Raw genomic sequence first — 23,886 nt, 5'->3', positions numbered from 1 at the left:
CTGGCGTATCCAGCTTGCTGTACGCCTTGCCCCTGCGGGGGCAGCCGATCCCTTAACAGAGAGACTAACTCAAAAACGCCATGAGCGATGACCATTCACAGAATAACGACAGTCCCAGTAGTAAAAAGGGATTTTTTAGCCTGATCCTCAACCAGCTGTTCCACGGTGAGCCTAAAAACCGTGATGACCTGCTTGAGCTAATCCGCGATTCCGAGCAGAACGAACTGATCGATCCGGATACCCGGGACATGCTGGAGGGGGTGATGGATATCGCCGAGCAGCGTGTACGCGACATTATGATCCCCCGTTCCCAGATGGTCACCCTGAAGCGCAATATGTCGCTTGAGGAGTGTCTGGCGGTGATTATTGACTCAGCCCACTCGCGCTTCCCGGTGATCAGTGAAGACAAGGACCATGTTGAAGGCATCCTGATGGCCAAGGATCTGCTGCCATTTATGAGCAGCGAGTCCGAGCCGTTCAGTATTGAAAAAGTCCTGCGCCAGGCCGTTGTGGTGCCGGAAAGTAAGCGTGTTGACCGCATGCTGAAAGAATTCCGCTCCCAGCGCTACCATATGGCCATCGTCATTGACGAGTTTGGCGGCGTTTCCGGCCTGGTGACCATCGAAGATATTCTCGAACTGATTGTCGGTGAGATTGAGGATGAATATGACGATGAAGAAGATCGTGATATCCGTCAGCTGAGTCGTCATACCTATACCGTTCGCGCGCTGGCCCCGATTGAAGATTTTAATGAAGTCTTCGGCACCCACTTTAGCGATGAAGAAGTGGATACCATTGGTGGGCTGGTGATGCAGGGCTTCGGCCACCTCCCGGCACGCGGAGAGAGCATCGAGATAGACGGCTATCAGTTTAAAGTTGCGATGGCCGACAGCCGCCGCATTATCCAGGTCCACGTCAGGGTTCCGGAAAACTCGCCACAGCCCACTCTGGAAGAGTAATGACCTTATGGCAATTGCTTCAATTTTCCAGCGCCAGCGGGTTCGCCTGCTGCTGGCGCTGTTAACGGGTGCCGCTGGCACCCTTTCTTTCTCCCCATACGACTTCTGGCCAGCCGCCCTTGTGTCCTTAATCGGACTGCAGGCACTGACGCTGAACCGCACCACGCGCCAGGCCTGTGCAATTGGTTTCGTCTGGGGATTCGGCCTGTTTGGCAGCGGGATTAACTGGGTCTACGTCAGCATCGCCACCTTTGGCGGTATGCCCGGCCCGGTCAATATCTTCCTCGTGGTTCTGCTGGCGGCCTATCTGTCGCTGTACCCGATGCTGTTCACCACCCTGCTGAATCGCCTGTTCCGTCAGGCCACGCTGCTGCGTCTGGTGCTGGTGGCACCGGTTCTGTGGCAGGCAACGGAGTTTTTGCGCGGCTGGATCTTAACCGGCTTCCCGTGGCTCCAGTTCGGCTACAGCCAGATCAACGGCCCCCTTAAAGGGCTGGCCCCGCTGGTCGGCGTGGAAGGCATCACCTTCCTGCTGATGGTAATTGCAGGCCTGCTGGTCTTCGCCGTCCATCAGCGCCGCTGGAGTGCCGGCATTATCGCGCTGGCTCTGCTTTTACTGCCGTGGCCGCTGCGCCTGATCAACTGGTTCCAGCCCTTACCGGAGCGCGCTGTCGATGTTGCGCTGGTGCAGGGTAATATCGAGCAATCGATGAAGTGGGATCCTAACCAGCTGGTTAATACGCTAAAAACCTACACCGCGCTCAGCCGCCCCTACGTTGGTAAAGCGCCGATTATTATCTGGCCTGAGTCGGCCATTCCCGATCTGGAAACGCGCCAGCAGCCGTTCCTGAAAGAGGTTGACGAGCAGCTTCGCAGCGGGGGCAGCAGCCTGATTACCGGCATTGTTGACTCTCGGCTGGAAAATAATCGCTACCACGACTACAACTCGATTATCGTGCTGGGCGGACCGGAGCCTTACAACTACTTCAGCGGCAACCGCTACCAGAAGAACCATCTGGTGCCGTTCGGTGAGTTCGTCCCGCTGGAATCGCTGCTTCGCCCGCTGGCTCCGTTCTTCGACCTGCCGATGTCCTCTTTCAGCCGTGGCAGTTACGTTCAGCCGCAGCTCAAAGTGGCGGGCTTTAATCTGACGGCCGCGATTTGCTACGAGATCGTACTGGGCCAGCAGGTGCGGGATAATTTCCGGCCGGATACTAACTTCCTGCTAACTATCTCTAACGATGCCTGGTTTGGCCATTCCATTGGCCCATGGCAGCATCTGCAAATGGCGCAGATGCGTGCGCTGGAACTCGGTCGCCCGCTGCTGCGCAGCACCAATAATGGCGTAACGGCCATCGTTGATGCCAAAGGGAATATCAGCCAGATGATTCCTCAATTTACCGCTGAGGTGCTGTCTGCCAACGTCACGCCGACTTCCGGCCTGACGCCTTACGCGCGTATTGGTAACTGGGGCGTGTGGTTTATCTCGCTGCTCTTCGCCGCGGTGGGTGGCGTGTGCTGCTTGCGTGCTCGCCGATCGGTGCGTTAACCCAGTCCGGAGCCAGCCTGTGCGCTGGCTCCTTTTTTTTGCCTGATTCAGGCCGCTCTCTTTCTTTGCCCTGCTCCCTACCCCCTGCCCCTGCGTCCTTCACGCGGTTCGCCGTTTATGCTGCAGTTTTGTTAAAAAGCCGCCGTTGGCACGATGATTGCAAAATATTTCCGTGAAAACGTGCGTCGCCCTCAGTGAAGTCATGATGAAACACCGAATGCACCATAATGGCGCACCTCGCGCACCTTTACGGGGCGAGTGGAGATATTCAGCGTCATATTGGTGCGGCATGACTCGCAAAAAGAAAACTTTTTCGTATCCTGCCGTTAACATTCGGCTATGTTATTTGAGAAAGACCACGTTAACCGCTGTACAAAAAACAGATAAACAGCTGGAAATACACACAACATCACGCAGGCGTAGTGTAATTAACGCCACAACAGCAAAGGAGTTGGAACATGAAATTACGGAAACTGGGGCTTTGCCTTGCACTGGCGGGTTTCGCCTCCGGTATTGCCCAGGCTGAAGAAGCTGCGGCACCGCAGGCAGCAGATGCACAAACTCAGACCCTGGAAAAAATCGCTAAAAACGGCGTGATCGTCGTGGGCCACCGTGAATCATCCGTCCCGTTCTCCTACTACGATAATCAGCAAAAAGTGGTGGGTTATTCTCAGGCGTATTCCGACGCCATCGTTGAAGCGGTCAAAAAGAAACTCAACAAGCCTGACCTGCAGGTTAAGCTGCTGCCAATCACCTCTCAGAACCGCATCCCGCTGCTGCAAAACGGCACCTATGACTTCGAATGCGGTTCAACCACCAATAACCTGGAACGTCAGAAACAGGCCGCCTTCTCTGACAGCATCTTCGTTGTCGGTACCCGCCTGCTGGTAAAAAAAGGTGGCCCGATTAAAGACTTCGCCGATCTGAAAGGGAAAAGCGTCGTAGTCACCTCCGGCACCACTTCTGAAATTCTGCTGAACAAGCTGAATGACGAGAAGAAAATGGAAATGCGCATCATCAGCGCCAAAGATCACGGCGACTCATTCCGTACGCTGGAAAGCGGGCGTGCCGTGGCCTTTATGATGGATGATGCTCTGCTGGCCGGTGAACGTGCGAAAGCCAAGAAACCGTCTAACTGGGAAATTCTCGGTACACCGCAGTCACACGAAGCCTACGGCTGCATGCTGCGCAAGGGTGATGGCGAATTTAAGAAGCTGATGGATGACACCATCGCGCAGGCGCAGACTTCCGGCGAAGCGGCGAAATGGTTCGATAAATGGTTTAAGCAGCCAATCCCACCAAAAAACATGACCATGGACTTCGATTTGTCAGACGACATGAAAGCGCTGTTCAAGTCTCCTAACGACAAGGCAATGAATTAATAACGAAAATAAAGGGCAGCCTGCTGCCCTACGATTGTTGAACACAGGCCCGGACAGACACGGCCAGCCCGATGTGGCAGTTAAGCCACGCGGCCTGGTTAAGGTATAAAACGGTCGTTCCCCGTCGCATACATCAGGGCCTCTCATCAATCTTCAGGGTAGCAGTCGCTACCCTTTTTTTACCGGAGTCGTTTATGTCTATTGATTGGAACTGGGGAATCTTCCTGCAACAGGCCCCGTTCGGTAATACCACCTACCTTGGCTGGCTATGGTCTGGTTTCCAGGTCACCGTCGCCGTCTCAGTCTGCGCCTGGATAATCGCCCTGCTGGTGGGTTCACTGTTTGGCATTCTGCGCACCGTGCCAAACCGCTGGCTGTCTATGCTGGGCACCTGCTACGTTGAGCTTTTCCGTAACGTACCGCTGATCGTTCAGTTCTTTATCTGGTATCTGGTTATTCCGGAACTGCTGCCCGAAAGCATCGGCATGTGGTTCAAGTCGGAGCTGGACCCCAATATTCAGTTCTTCACCTGTTCGGTCCTCTGCCTGGGGCTGTTTACCGCCGCGCGCGTCTGCGAGCAGGTTCGCGCCGCCATTCAGTCCTTGCCGTCAGGGCAGAAAAACGCCGGCCTCGCCATGGGGCTGACGCTGCCGCAAACCTACCGTTACGTCCTGCTGCCTAATGCCTATCGCGTCATCGTGCCGCCAATGACCTCTGAGATGTTGAACCTGGTGAAAAACTCGGCGATCGCATCAACCATCGGACTGGTAGACATGGCGGCGCAGGCAGGCAAGCTACTGGATTACTCCGCGCACGCCTACGAATCCTTTACGGCGATCACCCTGGCCTACATCGCGATTAATGCGGTCATTATGCTGCTGATGAGTCTGGTTGAACGTAAAGTGCGCCTGCCCGGCAACACGGGAGGAAAATAATGTACGAATTTGACTGGAGCACCATTGTTCCTAACCTGCCGTATCTGTGGAACGGTATGCTTGTTACGCTAAAAATCACCGTGACCGCGGTGATTTTTGGCATCATCTGGGGCACGCTGCTGGCGGTGATGCGGCTGTCGTCTATTACCGTGGTCAGCTGGTTTGCCCGTCTGTACGTCAACCTGTTCCGTTCAGTGCCGCTGGTAATGGTGCTGCTGTGGTTCTATCTGGTTGTGCCGAGCTTCCTGCAGCAGGTGCTGGGGCTGTCGCCAAAAACGGACATCCGTCTGATATCCGCGATGGTGGCCTTCTCCCTGTTTGAAGCCGCGTACTACTCTGAAATTATCCGCGCCGGTATCCTCAGCATTGCCCGTGGTCAGGGCAACGCCGCACTGGCGCTGGGGATGACAAAATGGCAGTCAATGCAGTTGATCATTCTGCCTCAGGCGTTTCGCGCCATGGTGCCGCTGCTGCTGACTCAGGGCATCGTCCTGTTCCAGGATACCTCGCTGGTTTACGTTCTGAGCCTGGCCGATTTCTTCCGTACCGCGGATACCATCGGTATTAATAACGGTACGGAAATTGAAATGGTGCTGTTTGCCGGAGCGGTTTATTTCGTTATCAGCCTCAGTGCTTCGCTGTTGGTCAGTTATTTAAAGAAAAAAAGGACTGCTTAAATGATTACCCTGAAAAATGTTTCTAAGTGGTATGGTCAATTTCAGGTGCTGACCGACTGCTCAACGGAAGTGACGAAAGGTGAAGTGGTGGTGGTCTGTGGCCCATCCGGCTCCGGCAAATCTACCCTGATTAAAACCGTCAACGGTCTGGAACCTATCCAGCAGGGTACAATTGAAGTCAACGGCACGGCGGTGAATGATAAACGCACCAATCTTGCACAGCTGCGTTCGCGCGTTGGCATGGTGTTCCAGCACTTCGAGCTGTTCCCGCATCTGTCCATCGTTGAAAACCTGACTCTGGCGCAGGTAAAAGTGCTCAAGCGTAATAAAGATGAGGCGCGTCAGAAAGGGCTGAAGCTGCTGGAGCGCGTCGGTCTGGGGGCTCATGCCAACAAATTCCCGGGACAGCTCTCCGGCGGTCAGCAGCAGCGCGTGGCCATCGCCCGTGCGCTCTGTATGGATCCCATCGCCATGCTGTTTGATGAACCCACCTCGGCACTGGATCCTGAAATGATCAACGAAGTGCTGGATGTGATGGTTGAACTGGCTAACGAAGGAATGACGATGATGGTGGTGACCCACGAGATGGGCTTTGCCCGCAAAGTGGCCAACCGGGTGATCTTTATGGATGAAGGTAAAATTGTGGAAGATTCACCGAAAGATGACTTCTTCAACAACCCACAGTCTGAGCGCGCAAAAGAGTTCCTGGCGAAAATCCTGCATTAAGCTGGCTTCTCATCAGTAAACAACGGTATCCGGAAAACGCTTTTAACTTTATCCGGATACCGCCCTGTCCCCGTTCAGGCCGGCGCTTATGGCTCAAAAGGCTGGCGCTGGAACTGATCGTGCCCACACGACGAACAGCGGGTTAACACCTCGGGAGTATAAATCGCGCGGGTAAAATGGCATTTCTCACAGACCAGATTTCCCAGCCCGACCACTTCACCACTTTGATAAACCCCGTGGTGATTCAAATCCTGGAACACCTCACGCCACTCAAGCTGGCTTTTATCGGTAATATCGGCCAGCTCTTTCCACAGGCTCTGCCGGATCACCCGCATAAACACGCTGTCGCCAAGCTCCTGCTCGTTTTCAGCGTAGCTGCGGGCAAACTCCTCCAGATCGCGGCGAACCGCACGCGTCACGTCATCAATTTCGCTGCGGGTCAGTTCGCCACGGTTATTCATCCGCTGCCGCGCGCTGTCTACCAGGGCGTCAATGTCTCGCTCGCCCTGCTCCAGACGCTTTGTTAAGGATGAAATAAACTCGCGATAGTACTGAGCAACCTTGTTCATAGACTCTCCTTATTGATAACGAAAGCATTTCCCTATCATTCTAGTTCCTGTACAAAGGATCCGGCTTTTCATTGTACAAATTTGCCGCAGCGCTTCCAGCTTAAAGAGAAATGCCGCCTCGCCGCTCGCTTACTGTTGTTGCGTTGGGGGGGGATCAGCTATGCTATGCGGATCTTAATGAAATCAGAAATAAGCTTAGCGCTATTCAAAAAGGACCACTGGCAGCCATGCAAGAGCAATACCGCCCGGAAGAGATAGAATCCCACGTCCAGAAACACTGGGATGAGAAGCAAACGTTCAAAGTGACCGAAGAGGAAGGTAAAGAGAAGTATTACTGCCTCTCAATGCTGCCCTATCCTTCTGGCCGCCTACATATGGGCCACGTGCGAAACTACACCATCGGTGATGTGATTTCTCGCTACCAGCGCATGCTGGGTAAAAACGTGCTGCAGCCGATCGGCTGGGATGCATTTGGTCTGCCTGCGGAAGGCGCAGCGGTAAAAAACAATACCGCCCCGGCTCCGTGGACCTACTCCAACATCGATTACATGAAGAACCAGCTGAAGCTGCTGGGCTTTGGCTACGACTGGAGCCGTGAACTGGCAACCTGCCAGCCTGAGTACTACCGCTGGGAACAGTGGTTCTTCACCAAGCTGTACGAAAAAGGTCTGGTCTATAAAAAGACCTCGGCAGTGAACTGGTGCCCGAACGATATGACGGTGCTGGCCAACGAGCAGGTGATTGATGGCTGCTGCTGGCGCTGCGACACCAAAGTTGAGCGTAAAGAGATCCCGCAGTGGTTTGTGAAAATCACCGCCTACGCTGACGAACTGCTGAACGACCTCGACACGCTGGAAAGCTGGCCTGAGCAGGTTAAAACCATGCAGCGTAACTGGATTGGCCGCTCTGAAGGGGTGGAAATCGAGTTTAACGTTGCGGACAGCGAAGAGAAACTCAGCGTTTACACCACGCGTCCTGATACCTTCATGGGTGTGACCTACCTGGCCGTGGCCGCGGGCCATCCGCTGGCGGCTGCAGCAGCGGCCACTAACCCGGCGCTGGCTGACTTTATTGCTGAATGCCGTAATACCAAGGTTGCCGAAGCGGATATGGCCACCATGGAGAAAAAAGGCATGGCCACCGGCCGCTTTGCGGTGCATCCACTGACCGGCGAGCAGGTTCCGGTATGGGTGGCAAACTTTGTGCTGATGGAATACGGCACCGGTGCGGTGATGGCGGTCCCCGGCCACGACCAGCGCGACTGGGAATTTGCTACCAAATACGGCCTGACCGTGAAGCCGGTCATTCTGGCTGCAGACGGCACAGCGCCGGACCTGAGCGCGGCGGCAATGACCGAAAAAGGCACGCTGTTTAACTCCGGCGAATTTGACGGTCTGTCGTTTGAAGACGGTTTTAACGCCATTGCCAACAAGCTGGCTGAGAAAGGCGTCGGCGAGCGTAAAGTGAACTACCGTCTGCGAGACTGGGGCGTCTCCCGTCAGCGTTACTGGGGTGCACCAATTCCAATGGTGACGCTGGAAGACGGCACCGTAATGCCAACTCCGGAAGATCAGCTGCCGGTTATCCTGCCGGAAGACGTGGTGATGGATGGCATTACCAGCCCAATTAAAGCGGACCCTGAGTGGGCCAAAACTACGGTTAACGGCCAGCCTGCGCTGCGTGAAACCGACACGTTCGACACCTTTATGGAATCGTCCTGGTATTACGCACGCTACACCTGCCCGGACTATGATAAAGGCATGCTGGACCCGGCCGCTGCCAACTACTGGCTGCCGGTCGATCAGTACGTTGGGGGGATTGAGCACGCTATCATGCACCTGCTTTATTTCCGCTTCTTCCACAAGCTGCTGCGCGATGCGGGTCTGGTGACGTCCGACGAGCCGGCCAAACGCCTGCTGTGCCAGGGTATGGTGCTGGCCGATGCCTTCTACTACACCGGCAACAACGGCGAGCGTAACTGGGTTTCTCCGGTCGATGTGACCGTTGAGCGCGACGAAAAAGGTCGTATTACCAAAGCATCGGATGCCGCAGGCCGCGAACTGATTTACGCGGGCATGAGCAAGATGTCGAAGTCGAAAAACAACGGCATCGACCCGCAGGTGATGGTTGAGCGCTACGGTGCGGATACCGTTCGTCTGTTTATGATGTTTGCTTCTCCGGCGGATATGACTCTGGAATGGCAGGAATCCGGCGTTGAAGGGGCGAACCGCTTCCTGAAGCGCGTCTGGAAACTGGCCTTCGAACACAGTGAAAAAGGCGCCACCGAAGCGCTGGATATCGACTCACTGAACGACGATCAGAAATCGCTGCGTCGCGATCTGCATAAAACCATCAGCAAAGTCAGCGATGATATCGGTCGTCGTCAGACCTTTAACACCGCGATTGCCGCAATTATGGAGCTGATGAACAAGCTGGCTCGCGCCCCGCAGGAAACGGCACAGGACCGCGCACTGATGCAGGAAGCGCTGCAGGCCGTTGTTCGTATGCTGTATCCGTTTACCCCGCACGCCAGCTTCGAACTGTGGCAGGCGCTGGGCGGTGAAGGCGAAGTGGACAATGCCCCGTGGCCACAGGCTGATGAGTCAGCGATGGTTGAAGACTCGCTGCTGGTGGTTGTGCAGGTCAACGGCAAGGTTCGCGGTAAAATTACCGTTGCCGCCGACGCAACCCAGGAGCAGGTGCAGGCGCGTGCGGCACAGGAACATCTGGTGGCGAAATATCTCGACGGCGTTACCATTCGTAAAGTTATTTACGTCCCGGGTAAACTGCTTAACCTGGTTGTGGGTTGATGTCAGGAGGAATTGTGCGACATCCGATAGTCTCTCTGCTTGTTGGCCTGGCGGTGTTAATCACCGCTGGCTGTGGCTACCATCTCCGCGGTACCACATCGGTTCCGGCGGAAATGAAAACGCTGGTGCTGGATACGTCAGATCCTTACGGTCCGCTGGCACGTTCGGTGCGCGAACAGCTGCGTCTGAATGATGTTAAGATCCTGGATAGCACGGACAATAATACCGAAGTGCCGTCGCTGCGACTTCAGGGTGAACGCATCACTCGTGATACCGCGTCTATCTTCCAGGACGGTAAAACCGCTGAATACTCGATGATGATGGTCGTGAGCGCTCAGGTACTGGTACCGAATAAAGGTATCTACCCGATCAGCACAACCGTTTATCGTTCATTCTTTGATAACCCGCTGGCCGCACTGGCAAAAGATTCAGAACAGCAGATTATCATTAGTGAAATGCGTACTCAGGCATCTCAGCAGCTGGTTCGCAAGCTGCTGACGGTCCATGCGGCGGAGAATGATTCATCGATTAACACGCTGGATCATACGCCGTCATCGGTTGATCACCTGCATTCCAATAATGCAGTGTCGGACGATTCCTACACCCGATGATCAGGATTTATCCTGAACAGCTTGGCGCGCAGCTCCGTGAAGGGCTGCGCGCCTGCTACTTATTAAGCGGTAACGAGCCGCTGTTGCTGCAGGAGTCGCAGGATGTCATCCGTGACGCCGCGCAGCAGCAGGGCTTTACCGAGCACCACAGTGCTACGCTGGATACCAGTACTGACTGGCAGGCAATTTTTGCCACCTGTCAGGAACTCAGCCTGTTTTCTACCCGCCAGACGCTGCTGTTGATCCTGCCGGAGAACGGTCCCAATGCGGCGATGAACGAGCAGCTACTGACGCTCTCGGGTCTGCTGCACAGCGATATATTACTGATACTTCGCGCGGCAAAACTCACCAAAGCGCAGGAAAACAGCGCCTGGTACAAGGCATTAAGCCACCAGGGTGCCACGATCCCCTGCCAGACGCCGGAACAGGCGCAGCTGCCGCGCTGGGTCAGCGCCCGGGCAAAAAAAATGCAGCTCACGCTCGACGAGGCCGCCAGCCACCTGCTTTGCTACTGCTACGAAGGCAATCTGCTGGCGCTTTCGCAGGCGCTTGAGCGGCTGGCCCTGCTGTGGCCGGACGGAAAGCTGACGCTGCCGCGGGTTGAGCAGGCGGTGACCGATTCGGCGCACTTCACCCCTTATCACTGGGTTGACGCCCTGCTTGCCGGGAAAAGTAAGCGCGCACTTCATATTTTGCGCCAGATGCGCAATGAAGACAGTGAGCCGGTGATACTGCTGCGTACCCTGCAGCGCGATCTGCTGCTGCTGGCAACGCTGAAGCGCCAGATGGCGCAGACCCCGATGCGCACGCTGTTCGATCAGCATCGCGTGTGGCAAAACCGCCGGGCGCTGTTCAGCGAGGCGCTACAGCGGCTGTCACCCGCAACCCTGACTCAGGGCATTCATCTGCTGGCGCGCATCGAACTCACGCTCAAGCAGGATTACGGCCAGTCTGTGTGGTCCGAACTGGAAACGCTGGCGCTGCTGCTTTGTCATCCGGCCTTCCCGACGAGCTTTTGTGATGCCGGATAACAGTCAACTTCATGCGCTGTACGGCGGCACGTTCGACCCGATTCACTACGGTCATCTGAAGCCCGTTGAAGCTCTGGCGGCACGGGTCGGGCTGCAAAACGTGACGCTGCTGCCCAACAACGTTCCTCCCCATCGCCCGCAGCCGGAAGCGTCTCCCGCGCAGCGAATCGAGATGGTCAGGCTGGCGATTGCCGGCAATCCGTTATTCAGTCTCGATCTGCGGGAAATGCGGCGGGATACGCCCTCGTTTACGGTTGATACGCTGGACGAACTTCGTCAGGAGCGCGGACCTGACCAGCCGCTGGCCTTCATCATCGGACAGGATTCCCTGCTTTCCCTGCACAAGTGGCATCGCTGGCAGGATTTGCTGTCGCTGTGCCATCTGCTGGTACTAAGACGCCCGGGATACAGTCAGACAATGGACACGCCGGAACAGCAGCACTGGCTGGAGCAGCATCTGACCGACCGGCCAGAGGAACTACACCAAAAACCGGCGGGTCACATTCTGCTTGCCGACACGCCGCTGGTTTCCATTTCCGCGACGGAAATCCGCGAACGGCTCCATCAGGGCCGGTCGGATGCCGATTTGCTACCGTCGTCGGTCAGTGAATTTATCATGCGCGAGGGTTTATATCGGAACCCGAATCCGCATGCTATACTTCGCCGCTAATTTTTCAGGGCATCAGCCCAACCCGAACTCAATCCCAAGGGGGAACCTTTTGCAAGGTAAAGCACTCCAAGACTTCGTCATTGATAAAATTGACGATCTGAAAGGCCAGGACATCATTGCTATCGACGTCCAGGGCAAATCCAGCATCACCGACTGCATGGTGATCTGCACCGGCACCTCAACCCGTCACGTGGTTTCCATTGCAGAACACGTTGTGCAGGAAGCTCGCCTGGCAGGTCTGCGCCCGTTCAGCGTTGATGGCCGCGCCGCAGCCGACTGGGTCGTTGTCGATCTGGGCGAAATTATTGTTCACGTTATGCAGGAAGAGAGCCGCAAGCTCTACGAACTGGAAAAGCTCTGGAGTTAAGCCGTGAAGCTGCAGCTGGTTGCCGTCGGCACAAAAATGCCCGACTGGGTACAGACTGGATTTATGGAATATCTGCGGCGTTTTCCGAAAGATATGCCGTTTGAGCTGGTCGAGGTTCCTGCCGGGAAGCGCGGTAAGAATGCCGACATCAAACGCATTCTGGAAAAAGAAGGTGAAATGATGCTGGCCGCTACCGGTAAAGGCAACCGCATCGTTACGCTGGACATACCCGGCCAGCCGTGGGAAACCCCACAGCTTGCCAGTCAGCTGGAACGCTGGAAGCAGGACGGACGCGATGTCAGTCTGCTGATCGGCGGACCGGAAGGCCTGTCACCCGCCTGCAAGGCTGCGGCGGAACAAAGCTGGTCACTCTCAGCGCTGACCCTGCCCCATCCGCTGGTACGCGTTTTGGTTGCAGAGAGTTTGTATCGTGCATGGAGCATTACTGCGAACCACCCCTATCATCGTGAATAACGAACTGGGTTAACCGGACAAACAAAGCAGCGGATGAAATTACAACGTAACTCCTTTCGTGACTATACCGCCGAACAGACGCTGTTTGTTCGCCGTGCGCTTATCGCATTTTTGGGCATCCTTGTGCTCTCCGGTGTGCTGGTGGTGAATCTTTACCACCTGCAAATCGTCCGCTTTGAAGATTACAGCACCCGTTCTAATGAAAACCGCATCAAGCTGGTGCCGGTCGCCCCCAGCCGCGGCATCATTTACGATCGCAACGGCATTCCGCTGGCCCTGAACCGCACCATTTATCAGATTGAACTGGTGCCGGAAAAAGTTGATAACCTGCTGCAGACGCTGCAGGCGTTAAAACCAATCGTTGACCTCACCGACGACGATATCGAAGCCTTCCAGAAAGAACGTAAGCGCTCGCGGCGCTTTACCTCTATTGCCCTGAAAACCGGGCTGAACGATGTCCAGGTGGCACGCTTTGCCGTAAATCAGTACCGGTTCCCCGGCGTTGAGGTTAAAGGCTACCAGCGCCGCTACTACCCGTATGGTTCGGCACTGACGCACGTACTCGGCTACGTTTCCAAGATTAACGATCGCGATGTCGAGCGCCTGGATAAAGAGGGCAAGTGGCCAAACTACGCCGCGACCCATGATATCGGCAAGCTGGGTATCGAACGCTATTACGAGGACGTGCTGCACGGAAAAACCGGTTACGAAGAGGTTGAGGTGAACAACCGTGGCCGGGTTATCCGCCAGCTTCACGAACAGTCGCCGCAGGCCGGTCGCGATATTCATCTGACTATCGACCTCAAGCTACAGCAGTACATTGAAACGCTGCTGGCGGGAAGCCGAGCTGCGGTCGTGGTGTCCGATCCGCGCAACGGTGAGCTGCTGGCGATGGTCTCCATGCCGAGCTACGACCCTAACCTGTTTGTCGACGGCATCTCCAGCAAGGACTACAACGGCCTGCTGCATGATGAAAACCGTCCGCTGATTAACCGGGCCACCCAGGGTGCTTATCCTCCGGCCTCAACGGTGAAACCTTATATTGCCGTATCGGCGCTGACCGCAGGCGTGATTACCCGCAATACCAGCCTGTTTGACCCCGGCTGGTGGCAGCTGCCCGGTTCTGAAAAACGCTTCCGCGACTGGAAGCGCTGGGGCCACGGTCGCCTGAACGTGACGAAATCGCTGGAGGAGTCGGCGGATACCTTCTTCTATCAGGTTGCCTACGATATGGGCATCGATCGCCTGAGCGAATGGATGAGTAAATTCGGCTACGGTCATCTCTCCGGCATTGACCTGGTGGAAGAGACGGCGGGCAATATGCCAACCCGCGACTGGAAAATGAAACGCTTTAAAAAACCCTGGTACCAGGGTGATACCATTCCGGTCGGTATCGGCCAGGGCTACTGGACCGCTACGCCGGTGCAGATGAATAAGGCTCTGATGATCCTGATTAACGACGGGGTGATTAAGACGCCGCATCTGATGATGGATACCATGCAGGGTGAGACGAAAGTTCCCTGGCGGCAGCCCGTTCAGCCTCCCATCGCCGATATTCATACCGGCTACTGGGAAATCGCCAAAGACGGTATGTACGGCGTGGCAAACCGCCCGAACGGAACCGCACGTAAAAGCTTTGAAGATGCGCCGTATAAGATCGCCGCTAAGTCCGGTACGGCTCAGGTCTTCGGCCTGAAGGCCAATGAAACGTATAACGCCCATAAGCTGACCGAGCGTCTGCGCGACCACAAGCTGATGACCGCCTTTGCCCCTTACGATCACCCCCGCGTTGCGGTGGCTATGATCCTGGAGAACGGCGGCGCAGGACCGGCCGTCGGCACCATCATGCGCCAGATCCTCGACCATATTATTCTGGGCGATAACAATACCAACCTGCCTGACGCTGCGCCTACGCCGCCGGGCTATGAAGGTGAATAACCGGTATGAATGATAGCCGTCAGAAACGGTCAATCTGGACCCGAATCCATATCGACCCAACATTTTGTCTGATTATTGCCGCGCTGCTGATTTACAGCGCGCTGGTGATGTGGAGCGCCAGCGGCCAGGATCCGGGCATGATGGAGCGTAAAATCGGCCAAATCGCTATGGGCATCCTGGTGATGCTGGTGATGGCGCAGATCCCTCCGCGCGTTTACGAAGGCTGGGCACCCTACCTGTATATTGTCTGCGTGATCCTGCTGATAGCCGTGGATGCGTTCGGCCATATCAGTAAGGGCGCACAGCGCTGGCTGGATCTGGGCTTTGTGCGCTTCCAGCCCTCTGAAATTGCGAAGATTGCCGTACCGCTGATGGTGGCGCGGTTTATTAACCGCGACGTCTGCCCGCCCACGCTGAAAAATACCGCTATCGCGCTGGTGCTGATTTTTATGCCCACGCTGCTGGTTGCCGCTCAGCCTGACCTGGGGACATCCATTCTGATTGCGGCTTCCGGACTGTTCGTGCTGTTCCTTTCCGGAATGAGCTGGCGTCTGATTGCTATTGCGGTTCTGCTGGTCGCGGCCTTTATTCCGGTACTGTGGTTCTTCCTGATGCATGACTATCAGCGCGATCGCGTCATGATGCTGCTGGACCCCGAAAGCGATCCGCTTGGGGCCGGCTATCATATCATCCAGTCGAAAATTGCTATCGGCTCCGGTGGCCTGCGCGGCAAAGGCTGGCTGCACGGCACCCAGTCACAGCTGGAATTCCTGCCCGAACGCCATACTGACTTTATTTTTGCCGTGCTGGCAGAAGAGCTGGGACTGGTCGGCGTGCTGGTCCTGCTTATACTCTACGTACTGCTGATCATGCGTGGGCTGATGATGGCCGCCCGGGCGCAGACCACCTTTGGTCGCGTGATGGCAGGAGGATTGATGCTGATCTTCTTTGTCTATGTTTTTGTTAACATTGGCATGGTCAGCGGTATTTTACCGGTGGTAGGGGTACCGTTACCGCTGGTAAGCTACGGGGGATCGGCCCTGATTGTATTGATGGCCGGGTTCGGGATCATTATGTCGATTCACACCCATCGAAAACTGTTGTCGAAGAGCGTTTAAGAGGCATAGACATGCGTAAGGATTGGCTTTGGATTGCCCTGGCATCAGCCATGCTGGCAGCCTGTACTACCGATACAGAACAGCAGGCTCCTGCCCCACAACAGCAGGCTTATAATGGTCCGGTGGTGGAAATCGGCGGGGCAGAACCTCGCTATGAACCGATCAATCCCGGCACCAGCCAGGACTACTCGGTCAATGGCAAAACCTATAAAGTGATCAAGGATCCCTCCAACTTCAGCCAGGTCGGACTGGCCACCTCCTATGGTGAAGAAGTCGGGGGCAATCGTACCGCAACGGGTGAAACTTTTGATCCCAACGCGCTCACCGCGGCGCATCCCACGCTGCCGCTGCCGAGCTACGTGCGCGTAACCAACCTGGCAAACGGCCGGATGATCGTGGTGCGCGTTAACGATCGCGGCCCTTACACTGCCGATCGCATTATCGACCTGTCGCGTGCGGCGGCCGATCGCCTGAATACCTCGAATAATACCCGGGTTCGCCTCGACTACATCGCCGTTGCCCCTGATGGCACGCTCTCTGGCCCGGGTACCATTGGTACCACGGTGGCAAAACAAAGCTATGCCCTGCCTGCCCGTCCGGAAATTGGTGCGGGCATGACGATGGGTGGTGGTGCAGCGATGTCGCAGCCGCAGACCTCTGTCGCGCCGGTGGAGCAGAACGAGCAGCAGAATGTTCGCGCGGTGGATAACAGCACGCTGAGCAGCGACGACACTATCGGTGCGCCGGTGCGCGGCGGTGGTTTCCTGGGTGCCGCCCAGCCACTGCGTAACGGCGTACTGGAAGGCAGCGAACCGGTTAGCGCTCCGGTCGCGTCGTCTGCGTCTTCAGCCCCTCCGGCCATTGTCGCCGCCGCGGCTGCCTCACAGCCCGCCGCTTCCGGCAGCGGCAGTTACGTGGTGCAGGTAGGCGCACTGAGCGATGGCACCCGCGCCCAGCAGCTTGCTAACAGCCTGGGCAAACAGTTTGGCGTCCGTGGCTCGGTTGACAGCCGCGGCAACGTTTATCGCGTACAGCTTGGACGCTTCAGTTCACGCCAGCAGGCCGCCGCACTGCAGCAGCGTCTGGCGAATGAAGCGAACCAGCAGTCGTTTATTACCGTCGCACCCAATGCAATGTGATTCTGCCCGACCCGCAACAATTAGCGCGGGTCGCTGCCAGAGGATTTTGCTATAGTGAGTCACTTTTTTTAACTTAGCCAGGATGTTGTCGTTCTTAACATGCGCAATCTGACCCCTTCTCGACTGATCAAACGCCTGACGGTAGGATCGCTAATCGCCCTCAGCCTCAACGTTGTCGCCTATGCTGATGATGTAAACATTAAAACCATGATCCCGGGCGTACCGGAGATTGATGCTGAAGCCTACGTCCTGATCGACTATAACTCCGGTAAGGTGCTGGCGGAGAAAAACGCCGATACGCGTCGCGATCCGGCCAGCCTGACCAAGATGATGACCAGCTACGTCATCGGACAGGCCGTTAAGGCGGGTAAAATCCATCAGGACGATATCGTTACCGTCGGTAAAGACGCATGGGCCACCGGTAATCCGGTGTTCAAAGGCTCTTCGCTGATGTTCCTCAAGCCCGGTGACCGTGTGCCGGTTTCCCAGCTGACCCGCGGCATCGTGCTGCAGTCGGGTAACGATGCCTGTGTTGCCATGGCCGACTACGTTGCCGGTAGCCAGGATGCGTTCGTTGGCCTGATGAATAACTACGTTAAGGCGCTTGGCCTGCAGAATACCCATTTCCAGACGGTGCACGGTCTGGATGCGGAAGGTCAGTACAGCTCTCCGCGCGACATGGCACTGATTGGACGCGCGCTGATCCGCGATGTACCGGATGAGTATGCGGTTTATCACGAGAAAGAATTCACCTTTAACAATATCCGTCAGATGAACCGTAACGGTCTGCTGTGGGATACCAGCCTCAACGTGGACGGCATCAAGACCGGCCACACCGATGCGGCAGGCTACAACCTGGTGGCTTCAGCAACCGAAGGTCAGATGCGGTTGATCTCTGCGGTGATGGGTGGCCGTACCTATAAAGGCCGTGAAACCGAAAGTAAAAAACTGCTCACCTGGGGCTTCCGTTTCTTTGAAACCGTCGCACCGCTGAAGGCCGGGAAAGAGTTCGCCTCCGAGCCGGTCTGGTTTGGTAACAGCGATCGCGTCCAGCTGGGCGTGGAAAAAGACGTTTATCTGACCATCCCACGCGGCCGGATGAAAGACCTGAAAGCCAGCTACACGCTCACTAACACCGAGCTGCATGCGCCATTACAGAAAAATCAGGTGGTAGGTAGCATTAACTTCCAGCTCGACGGGAAAACCATTGAGCAGCATCCGCTGGTGGTGCTCAATGAGGTACCGGAAGGTGGCATCTTCGGCCGCCTCGTGGACTACATCAAACTGATGTTCCACCACTGGTTCGGTTAATTCCCCACGTTGAGGGGCCGATCGTCGATCGGCCCCTGCGGGACAGCAGTCTGGTCATACGCTCGTCTCTTGAAATTATCCCACAATATCCCCATATTATAAGTATCTGTGAACTCCCGCAGCGACGGGGTTCCTTGTATGTGTTACCGGAGTCCATATGAAAACCAACCTTAAAGACCTGCTCGAATTCCCAACCTCCTTTACCTACAAAGTAATGGGGCTGGCACAGCCAGAGCTGGTCGATCAAGTGGTTGAAGTCGTGCAACGTCACGCGCCGGGCGACTACTCTCCGGACGTTAAACCGAGCAGCAAAGGCAACTTCCATTCCGTTTCTATCACCATTACCGCCACGCATATCGAGCAGGTTGAAACGCTGTACGAAGAGCTGGGCAAAATAGAAATTGTTCGGATGGTGCTGTAACCCCATATCTGGTGCGGGCATACTGGTTCTTGCCCCGCACCAGCGCTATACTGCCCTCCTGCTTTTCTAACCGGATCGTGCGTTTTGTCTCCTGATACTCTGATTATTCGCCAGCTGGGCCTCCAGCCCTGGGCGCCTGTCTCCCACGCTATGCATCAGTTTACCGACCAGCGCAGTGAAAACACGCCCGATGAAGTCTGGCTGGTAGAGCATTCGCCGGTCTTTACTCAGGGGCAGGCAGGGAAAACTGAACATCTGCTGATGCCGGGCGATATCCCGGTGATGCAGAGCGATCGCGGCGGCCAGGTGACCTATCACGGCCCGGGTCAGCAGGTGATGTATGTGATGATCAACCTCAAACGCCGCAAAGTCGGTGTTCGTCAGCTCGTCACCGCGCTTGAAGAAACGATAATAACCACGCTTGCCCACTTTGATATCGTGGCCAGCGCGCGCCCTGATGCGCCCGGTGTGTATGTTGACGGCAGAAAAATTTGCTCCCTGGGTCTGCGGATCCGCAATGGCTGCTCTTTCCACGGCCTGGCGCTAAATGTTGATATGGACCTCACCCCCTTCCTGCGGATCAATCCCTGCGGCTACGCTGGCCTGGAGATGACGCACATTCACGCGCTGCGCCCGGAAGTCAGCCTGGAATCGGTTCAACCGCTGCTGATTGACAATTTTGCACGCCAGCTGGCAATTAGCGACGTGCAGTGGAGCAAAGAGTGCGATTTACCGCTAAAATGTGCGCTCTGATTTACAATTCTGTAACGCTTTCTCGCACTGGCAGGCTGTTTCTGTAAACGAGAGATGATATAATTTTTATGCTTTTTCAAAAAAAGTTGAATTCACCCAAACAATTTTACGTCGGAGCAGACGGTCAGACAGGCTGATGTCCGAAAGTTAAAAGGGTGTACCACAAACTCATTTAGTGTTTAGCGGGTATTTTCGCCGCAATCCAACCTGGAACTAGCAAGACTATGAGTAAACCGATTCTGATGGAACGCGGTGTTAAATACCGCGATGCAGACAAAATGGCGTTGATCCCGGTGAAAACCGTGATGACCGAGCGTACTGAAATACTGCGTAAGCCAGAGTGGATGAAAATCAAACTCCCTGCAGATTCCAGCCGCATTCAGGGCATTAAAGCCGCAATGCGTAAAAATGGTCTGCATTCCGTCTGCGAAGAGGCTTCCTGTCCCAATCTTGCTGAATGTTTTAACCACGGTACCGCGACCTTTATGATCCTCGGGGCAATCTGTACGCGCCGCTGCCCGTTCTGCGACGTTGCCCACGGTCGTCCCGTCACCCCGGACAGCAACGAGCCGGGTAAACTGGCCCAGACGATTGCCGATATGGCGCTGCGCTACGTGGTGATTACCTCCGTTGACCGTGACGATCTGCGCGACGGCGGTGCCCAGCACTTTGCCGACTGCATCACGGCCATCCGTGAAAAAAGTCCGAACATCAAAATCGAAACGCTGGTACCGGATTTCCGCGGTCGTATGGACCGTGCGCTGGAGATCCTCAACACTTCCCCACCTGACGTGTTCAACCACAACCTGGAGAACGTGCCGCGCGTTTACCGCCAGGTTCGTCCGGGGGCGAACTATGAGTGGTCACTCAAGCTGCTGGAACGCTTTAAAGAAGCGCATCCCGATATTCCGACCAAATCCGGCCTGATGGTCGGACTGGGTGAAACCAACGAAGAAATCGTTGAAGTGATGCGCGATCTGCGTCGCCACGGCGTAACCATGTTAACGCTGGGCCAGTATCTGCAGCCAAGCCGTCACCACCTGGCGGTTCAGCGCTACGTCAGCCCGGCTGAGTTTGATGAAATGAAAGCCGCCGCCATGGATATGGGCTTTACCCATGCCGCCTGTGGCCCGTTTGTACGTTCGTCTTATCATGCGGACATGCAGGCAAAAGGTCTGGAAGTGAAGTAATTCCGGCAGGCATAAAAAAAACGGATGACCGTCGTCATCCGTTTTTTTTCGCCTAAGCCCAGCCTACTCTTTACGGGCGGGCTGACCGGCAGAGTTCTCATCGGTCGTTGAGGGTTTCGCCGCTGCATCATCATCATTCATCGCTTTTTTAAAGCCTTTGATAGCCGCCCCTAAATCACCGCCCAGCGTGCGTAATTTATTGGTGCCAAAAAGCAGAACGATCAGCGCGCCGACAATCAGCAGTTTGCCGATACTTAAACCTTCCATATCTACCTTCTTTGCGTTAAATAGCAGGGTAACCTACCCCAGTTCCACTTATTTTAACGCGCGTGGAAGCCCGGAGTGCAGCGGCAATCTGTAACAGGATAAGAACTTTCAGTCACGTTTAGCGGAAAGCTCGGGGCGACAAAAACGGCGGTTTTCCAGTACCGGCAGGGCCTGGCGTACTGCGGCTATGCGCTGCGGGTCGACCTCCGCCGTTAACAGTGCCGGGACTTCAGCGGCTCGGGCAATCGCCATTCCTAACGGGTCCACCACCAGACTGTTGCCAATATTGCGCGGGCCACACTCCCCTACCGCCACCACGTAGCAGGTATTTTCCAGCGCCCGGGCGGTCACCAGAACGTCCCAGTGCATCTCCTTGTGCGGGCCTCTGACCCATGCAGCGGGCAGAACCAGCAGCGAAGCACCGTCCAGTACCAGCCTGCGCGCCATCTCTGGAAAACGGAGATCGTAGCAGGTCATCAGTCCAACCCTGATGCCGTCGATATCAAGCAGCGGCGGCAGCTCATCTCCTGCACTGACGTTACGCGACTCCTGCATGGCAAAAGCGTCGTACAGATGCAGTTTGTTATAGCGCGCAATGATTTGCCCGTTGCTGATGGCGATCAGCACATTGAATACCCGCCCTTCGCCATCCGGCACGTGCAGCGTGAGAATAGTCGTCAGGGTATTTTGCCGGCTGGCTGCCAGCAGCTGGCTGACAAACGGACCGTCCAGCGGCTGCGCGGAGCGTACCCCCCAGTCGGGATCGCTGTTGTCCCGGGCCAGCACGGCCTCCGGTAAAACCAGCAGGCGAGCGCCTTCACGAGCGGCATCCATCATCAGGCCGATACATATAGCCGCGTTTTCCTGCCATTCGCGGCGCACGGCAAACTGCCCGGCAGCAACTTTCATCCGTCAGTCCAGCTCCTTAATATGATAACGCGGTGATTCGGTGAATCCTTCGCGCAGATAAAACGCGTTAGCTTTCTCGCGTCGCTCGTGGCAGTGGACTTCCATCCGGTCACAGCCGCGATCGCGGGCCAGCTTCTCAGCATAGGCCAGCAGCTGCTGACCGGCTCCTTTACTTCGTTCTCCTTCAGCAATACAAAAATAGCTGATACGGGCGAAATCGCCGGACAGCGCCAGCTGAGGAATAAAATGCAACGACAGGAAACCCAACACCGTGTGTCCATGTTCTGCCATCAGCAGGCGTTCCGTATCATCTGCTATCAGCTGCGCCAGACGGCGTTCAATAAACGGGGCGGTGCCCTCATAGCCAAGCTCCGCCAGCAGCGCGCTCAGGGCAAAAGCATCTCTCGATTCGGCAAGACGAATATTCATCCACACTCTCCACACAGGCCAGCGGTTAATACGATCAACGCGAACAGAAATAATTCCTGTCATTGTTTATAGCCTCAGCCAGGCTATCCTCGCAAGGGGCCAGATCACACGGTAATGTTACAAATGCTGATAAGTGTAATCCTAAGTGAATTCACTCACGTTTATTGCCGGCGCGCCGTCAGATTAATGTTTCCTTAATACTCTTACGGCAGACTCAGTTTATCCCACAGTAAAAGGCGCTCAAGATGAACTGGCTTCCCCGCACTCCCACTGAAAGCTTCGCTACGCTGCTGACCTTTACCGCTGCTGTCGCCTGGCTGGTACTGTTCTTCGCGCACTAACATAGTGGCCCGCGGCATGATGTTCCCCCGGCCGGGGTGCTGTCAGAGTGCCTGTGCCGCTGCCTGAGACGTGATTCACGTTTTTCAGGCGAAAAAAAACCCGCCTCACGAGGCGGGTTTTAAAAATTCTGTCTGATAACTTAAATAGCGGCAACGTTAGCAGCAGATGGGCCTTTGGCACCGTTGGTGATTTCGAACTCTACGCGCTGACCTTCAGCCAGAGTTTTGAAACCATTGCTCTGGATGGCAGAGAAGTGTACGAACACATCTTTGCTACCATCTTCAGGAGTAATGAAACCGAATCCTTTGGACTCATTAAACCACTTAACGCTACCTTTGATCTTAGACATCTATATTACCTTTACATGAAAAATGGACACTAAACTGTGTCGGTATCTAGTACAGCAATTGCGGAGGCTTTTGTCCAGTGGACAATGATGAAAAAGTGATAAATATCGACTTTTTTTATCCTCCCTCATTTTTTTCGCACTTTTCTTCCATTAGAACTGCCAGCGAAGCCAGGCAAAATAAACATTACCGTTATTGTAGGTACCAGGAATATAGGTCATCTGAAATGTTGCGGGTCCATAACCTACTGATGCAAGGGGTAATACCAGCGGAATAGGAATATAATTCCAGTTGTCACGCATCGTGACGCCCGCCGTAAACCCGGCACCCAGATGGAAATTGTCATCGGCCAGTGGCCGCCAGGTTTTCTCCCAGCCGTATCCCCCAATGGGTTCCCACTTGTTATAGGAATCTTTGAATGCCATCACGTAGAGGCCGTTCCAGTTTCCCTGCTCGTTGTAGTGACTGATCCCAAAACCCGCCCCCCACGGCCGTTCGTTATAACGATCGGTTTTCTCTTTGTCGTAGGTCCAGCGGTTATGCCAGGTAATCGCGGGTATGTAGAGGTCCACCGTTTGCGGATCGTGCCAGGTCTGGCTGACGTTATCAGTAAGCGATTGCCACCCTTCCGCTACCGCATCGTTCAACTTTGAGGCCTGCACACCTGTCGAAAGAAGGCCATTGAGCAGCAGTAAAAAGAGATATTTCTTCAGGCTTGCCATAATAATTCTCACTTCTCCCCGGGAATGATTAAGAATCAACTTCCTGTAAGGGCCAAAAACTTCGGCCAGGTCAACGTTAGACTAATAATGCTAATTATAGCGTTTCCGCTTAAACACTTCATTAACTCCGGTTTTTTCTTACTTTATGGCTCTTTTTCGGTATCACAGATAAATCAAACCCTATGAAAATATTGATGAAAAAAAACCGCCGAACGTTCAGCTCAAAAAATACTCAAAGAT

Annotated in this window: 25 protein-coding genes; 19 read left to right on the top strand and 6 right to left on the bottom strand. The window is 55.2% G+C overall.

Features of this window, described 5'->3' with window-relative positions; all coding sequences use genetic code 11:
- Positions 1 to 80 precede the first annotated feature (80 nt).
- The 6 genes from corC to PGH32_RS02065 all read left to right on the top strand — a co-directional run bounded on the left by corC (position 81) and on the right by PGH32_RS02065 (position 6,228).
- A complete protein-coding gene (corC, locus tag PGH32_RS02090; protein ID WP_314418194.1) occupies positions 81 to 959 on the top strand; it encodes a CNNM family magnesium/cobalt transport protein CorC in 879 nt (292 codons plus the stop codon).
- Between the two features lie 7 nt (positions 960 to 966).
- Positions 967 to 2,508 (top strand): apolipoprotein N-acyltransferase, encoded by a 1,542-nt coding sequence (lnt, locus tag PGH32_RS02085; protein ID WP_337893062.1) that lies wholly within the window; start codon positions 967 to 969, stop codon positions 2,506 to 2,508.
- A 458-nt stretch (positions 2,509 to 2,966) separates the two neighbouring features.
- The gene (locus PGH32_RS02080; RefSeq protein WP_337893061.1) at positions 2,967 to 3,890 is read left to right on the top strand and encodes an amino acid ABC transporter substrate-binding protein; all 924 of its coding nucleotides are present in this window, start codon (positions 2,967 to 2,969) and stop codon (positions 3,888 to 3,890) included.
- Positions 3,891 to 4,084: 194 nt separating this feature from the next.
- Positions 4,085 to 4,825, top strand: a complete 741-nt coding sequence (locus tag PGH32_RS02075; RefSeq protein ID WP_337893060.1) for an amino acid ABC transporter permease — start codon at positions 4,085 to 4,087, stop codon at positions 4,823 to 4,825.
- Positions 4,825 to 5,502 (top strand): glutamate/aspartate ABC transporter permease GltK, encoded by a 678-nt coding sequence (gene gltK, locus PGH32_RS02070; RefSeq protein WP_314418200.1) that lies wholly within the window; start codon positions 4,825 to 4,827, stop codon positions 5,500 to 5,502. Before PGH32_RS02075 ends, gltK begins: the two co-directional genes overlap by 1 nt.
- Complete coding sequence (locus PGH32_RS02065; protein ID WP_314418202.1) at positions 5,503 to 6,228, top strand: amino acid ABC transporter ATP-binding protein; 726 nt, start codon at positions 5,503 to 5,505, stop codon at positions 6,226 to 6,228.
- Positions 6,229 to 6,314: 86 nt separating this feature from the next.
- Here PGH32_RS02065 and PGH32_RS02060 read toward each other — a convergent pair whose 3' ends face one another.
- Positions 6,315 to 6,797: a zinc ribbon-containing protein gene (locus PGH32_RS02060; protein WP_314418204.1), complete on the bottom strand. Its 483-nt coding sequence runs from the start codon at positions 6,795 to 6,797 to the stop codon at positions 6,315 to 6,317.
- 227 nt (positions 6,798 to 7,024) lie between these two features.
- On the opposite strand from PGH32_RS02060, the gene leuS reads away from it, so the two are divergent.
- From leuS to lipA, 13 genes are all read left to right on the top strand, one after another.
- The gene (gene leuS / locus PGH32_RS02055; protein WP_337893059.1) at positions 7,025 to 9,607 is read left to right on the top strand and encodes a leucine--tRNA ligase; all 2,583 of its coding nucleotides are present in this window, start codon (positions 7,025 to 7,027) and stop codon (positions 9,605 to 9,607) included.
- Between the two features lie 14 nt (positions 9,608 to 9,621).
- Entirely contained in the window at positions 9,622 to 10,218 is a 597-nt protein-coding gene (gene lptE / locus PGH32_RS02050; RefSeq protein ID WP_314418208.1) for an LPS assembly lipoprotein LptE, read from the top strand.
- Entirely contained in the window at positions 10,215 to 11,249 is a 1,035-nt protein-coding gene (gene holA / locus PGH32_RS02045) for a DNA polymerase III subunit delta (protein ID WP_337893058.1), read from the top strand. Before lptE ends, holA begins: the two co-directional genes overlap by 4 nt.
- Entirely contained in the window at positions 11,239 to 11,919 is a 681-nt protein-coding gene (gene nadD, locus PGH32_RS02040; protein WP_337893057.1) for a nicotinate-nucleotide adenylyltransferase, read from the top strand. Before holA ends, nadD begins: the two co-directional genes overlap by 11 nt.
- A gap of 49 nt (positions 11,920 to 11,968) precedes the next feature.
- On the top strand, positions 11,969 to 12,286 hold the full coding sequence (gene rsfS, locus PGH32_RS02035) for a ribosome silencing factor (protein WP_123336635.1): 318 nt from the start codon (positions 11,969 to 11,971) through the stop codon (positions 12,284 to 12,286).
- Positions 12,287 to 12,289: 3 nt separating this feature from the next.
- The gene (gene rlmH, locus PGH32_RS02030) at positions 12,290 to 12,760 is read left to right on the top strand and encodes a 23S rRNA (pseudouridine(1915)-N(3))-methyltransferase RlmH (protein WP_105591034.1); all 471 of its coding nucleotides are present in this window, start codon (positions 12,290 to 12,292) and stop codon (positions 12,758 to 12,760) included.
- A 33-nt stretch (positions 12,761 to 12,793) separates the two neighbouring features.
- Complete coding sequence (gene mrdA / locus PGH32_RS02025; RefSeq protein WP_337893056.1) at positions 12,794 to 14,698, top strand: peptidoglycan DD-transpeptidase MrdA; 1,905 nt, start codon at positions 12,794 to 12,796, stop codon at positions 14,696 to 14,698.
- Positions 14,699 to 14,703: 5 nt separating this feature from the next.
- Positions 14,704 to 15,816 (top strand): peptidoglycan glycosyltransferase MrdB, encoded by a 1,113-nt coding sequence (gene mrdB / locus PGH32_RS02020; protein ID WP_314418216.1) that lies wholly within the window; start codon positions 14,704 to 14,706, stop codon positions 15,814 to 15,816.
- Between the two features lie 11 nt (positions 15,817 to 15,827).
- Complete coding sequence (gene rlpA, locus PGH32_RS02015; RefSeq protein ID WP_337893055.1) at positions 15,828 to 16,955, top strand: endolytic peptidoglycan transglycosylase RlpA; 1,128 nt, start codon at positions 15,828 to 15,830, stop codon at positions 16,953 to 16,955.
- 99 nt (positions 16,956 to 17,054) lie between these two features.
- Positions 17,055 to 18,266: a D-alanyl-D-alanine carboxypeptidase DacA gene (gene dacA / locus PGH32_RS02010; protein WP_314418219.1), complete on the top strand. Its 1,212-nt coding sequence runs from the start codon at positions 17,055 to 17,057 to the stop codon at positions 18,264 to 18,266.
- A 157-nt stretch (positions 18,267 to 18,423) separates the two neighbouring features.
- Positions 18,424 to 18,687, top strand: a complete 264-nt coding sequence (gene ybeD / locus PGH32_RS02005) for a DUF493 family protein YbeD (protein ID WP_105591029.1) — start codon at positions 18,424 to 18,426, stop codon at positions 18,685 to 18,687.
- Between the two features lie 84 nt (positions 18,688 to 18,771).
- The gene (lipB, locus tag PGH32_RS02000) at positions 18,772 to 19,440 is read left to right on the top strand and encodes a lipoyl(octanoyl) transferase LipB (protein ID WP_337893054.1); all 669 of its coding nucleotides are present in this window, start codon (positions 18,772 to 18,774) and stop codon (positions 19,438 to 19,440) included.
- A 224-nt stretch (positions 19,441 to 19,664) separates the two neighbouring features.
- Positions 19,665 to 20,630 carry a lipoyl synthase gene (gene lipA, locus PGH32_RS01995; protein ID WP_314418222.1) on the top strand — a complete coding sequence of 322 codons (966 nt, stop codon included), beginning with the start codon at positions 19,665 to 19,667 and terminating at the stop codon, positions 20,628 to 20,630.
- Between the two features lie 63 nt (positions 20,631 to 20,693).
- Here the strand turns inward: lipA and tatE are convergent, their stop codons facing one another.
- The 5 genes from tatE to pagP all read right to left on the bottom strand — a co-directional run bounded on the left by tatE (position 20,694) and on the right by pagP (position 23,646).
- Complete coding sequence (gene tatE / locus PGH32_RS01990) at positions 20,694 to 20,897, bottom strand: twin-arginine translocase subunit TatE (protein ID WP_337893053.1); 204 nt, start codon at positions 20,895 to 20,897, stop codon at positions 20,694 to 20,696.
- 108 nt (positions 20,898 to 21,005) lie between these two features.
- On the bottom strand, positions 21,006 to 21,806 hold the full coding sequence (locus PGH32_RS01985; protein ID WP_314418226.1) for a deaminated glutathione amidase: 801 nt from the start codon (positions 21,804 to 21,806) through the stop codon (positions 21,006 to 21,008).
- Positions 21,807 to 21,809: 3 nt separating this feature from the next.
- The gene (locus PGH32_RS01980) at positions 21,810 to 22,235 is read right to left on the bottom strand and encodes a GNAT family N-acetyltransferase (protein WP_314418228.1); all 426 of its coding nucleotides are present in this window, start codon (positions 22,233 to 22,235) and stop codon (positions 21,810 to 21,812) included.
- 481 nt (positions 22,236 to 22,716) lie between these two features.
- Positions 22,717 to 22,926 (bottom strand): transcription antiterminator/RNA stability regulator CspE, encoded by a 210-nt coding sequence (gene cspE, locus PGH32_RS01975; RefSeq protein ID WP_004156612.1) that lies wholly within the window; start codon positions 22,924 to 22,926, stop codon positions 22,717 to 22,719.
- Positions 22,927 to 23,076: 150 nt separating this feature from the next.
- Positions 23,077 to 23,646: a lipid IV(A) palmitoyltransferase PagP gene (gene pagP, locus PGH32_RS01970; protein WP_337893052.1), complete on the bottom strand. Its 570-nt coding sequence runs from the start codon at positions 23,644 to 23,646 to the stop codon at positions 23,077 to 23,079.
- Between the last annotated feature and the right edge of the window lie 240 nt (positions 23,647 to 23,886).

The organism is Erwinia sp. SLM-02 (assembly GCF_037450285.1).
Classification (GTDB): Bacteria; Pseudomonadota; Gammaproteobacteria; order Enterobacterales; family Enterobacteriaceae; genus Erwinia.
Note: the sequence above shows the minus strand (reverse complement) of the source record. Positions and strands in the feature narration are given on the sequence as shown.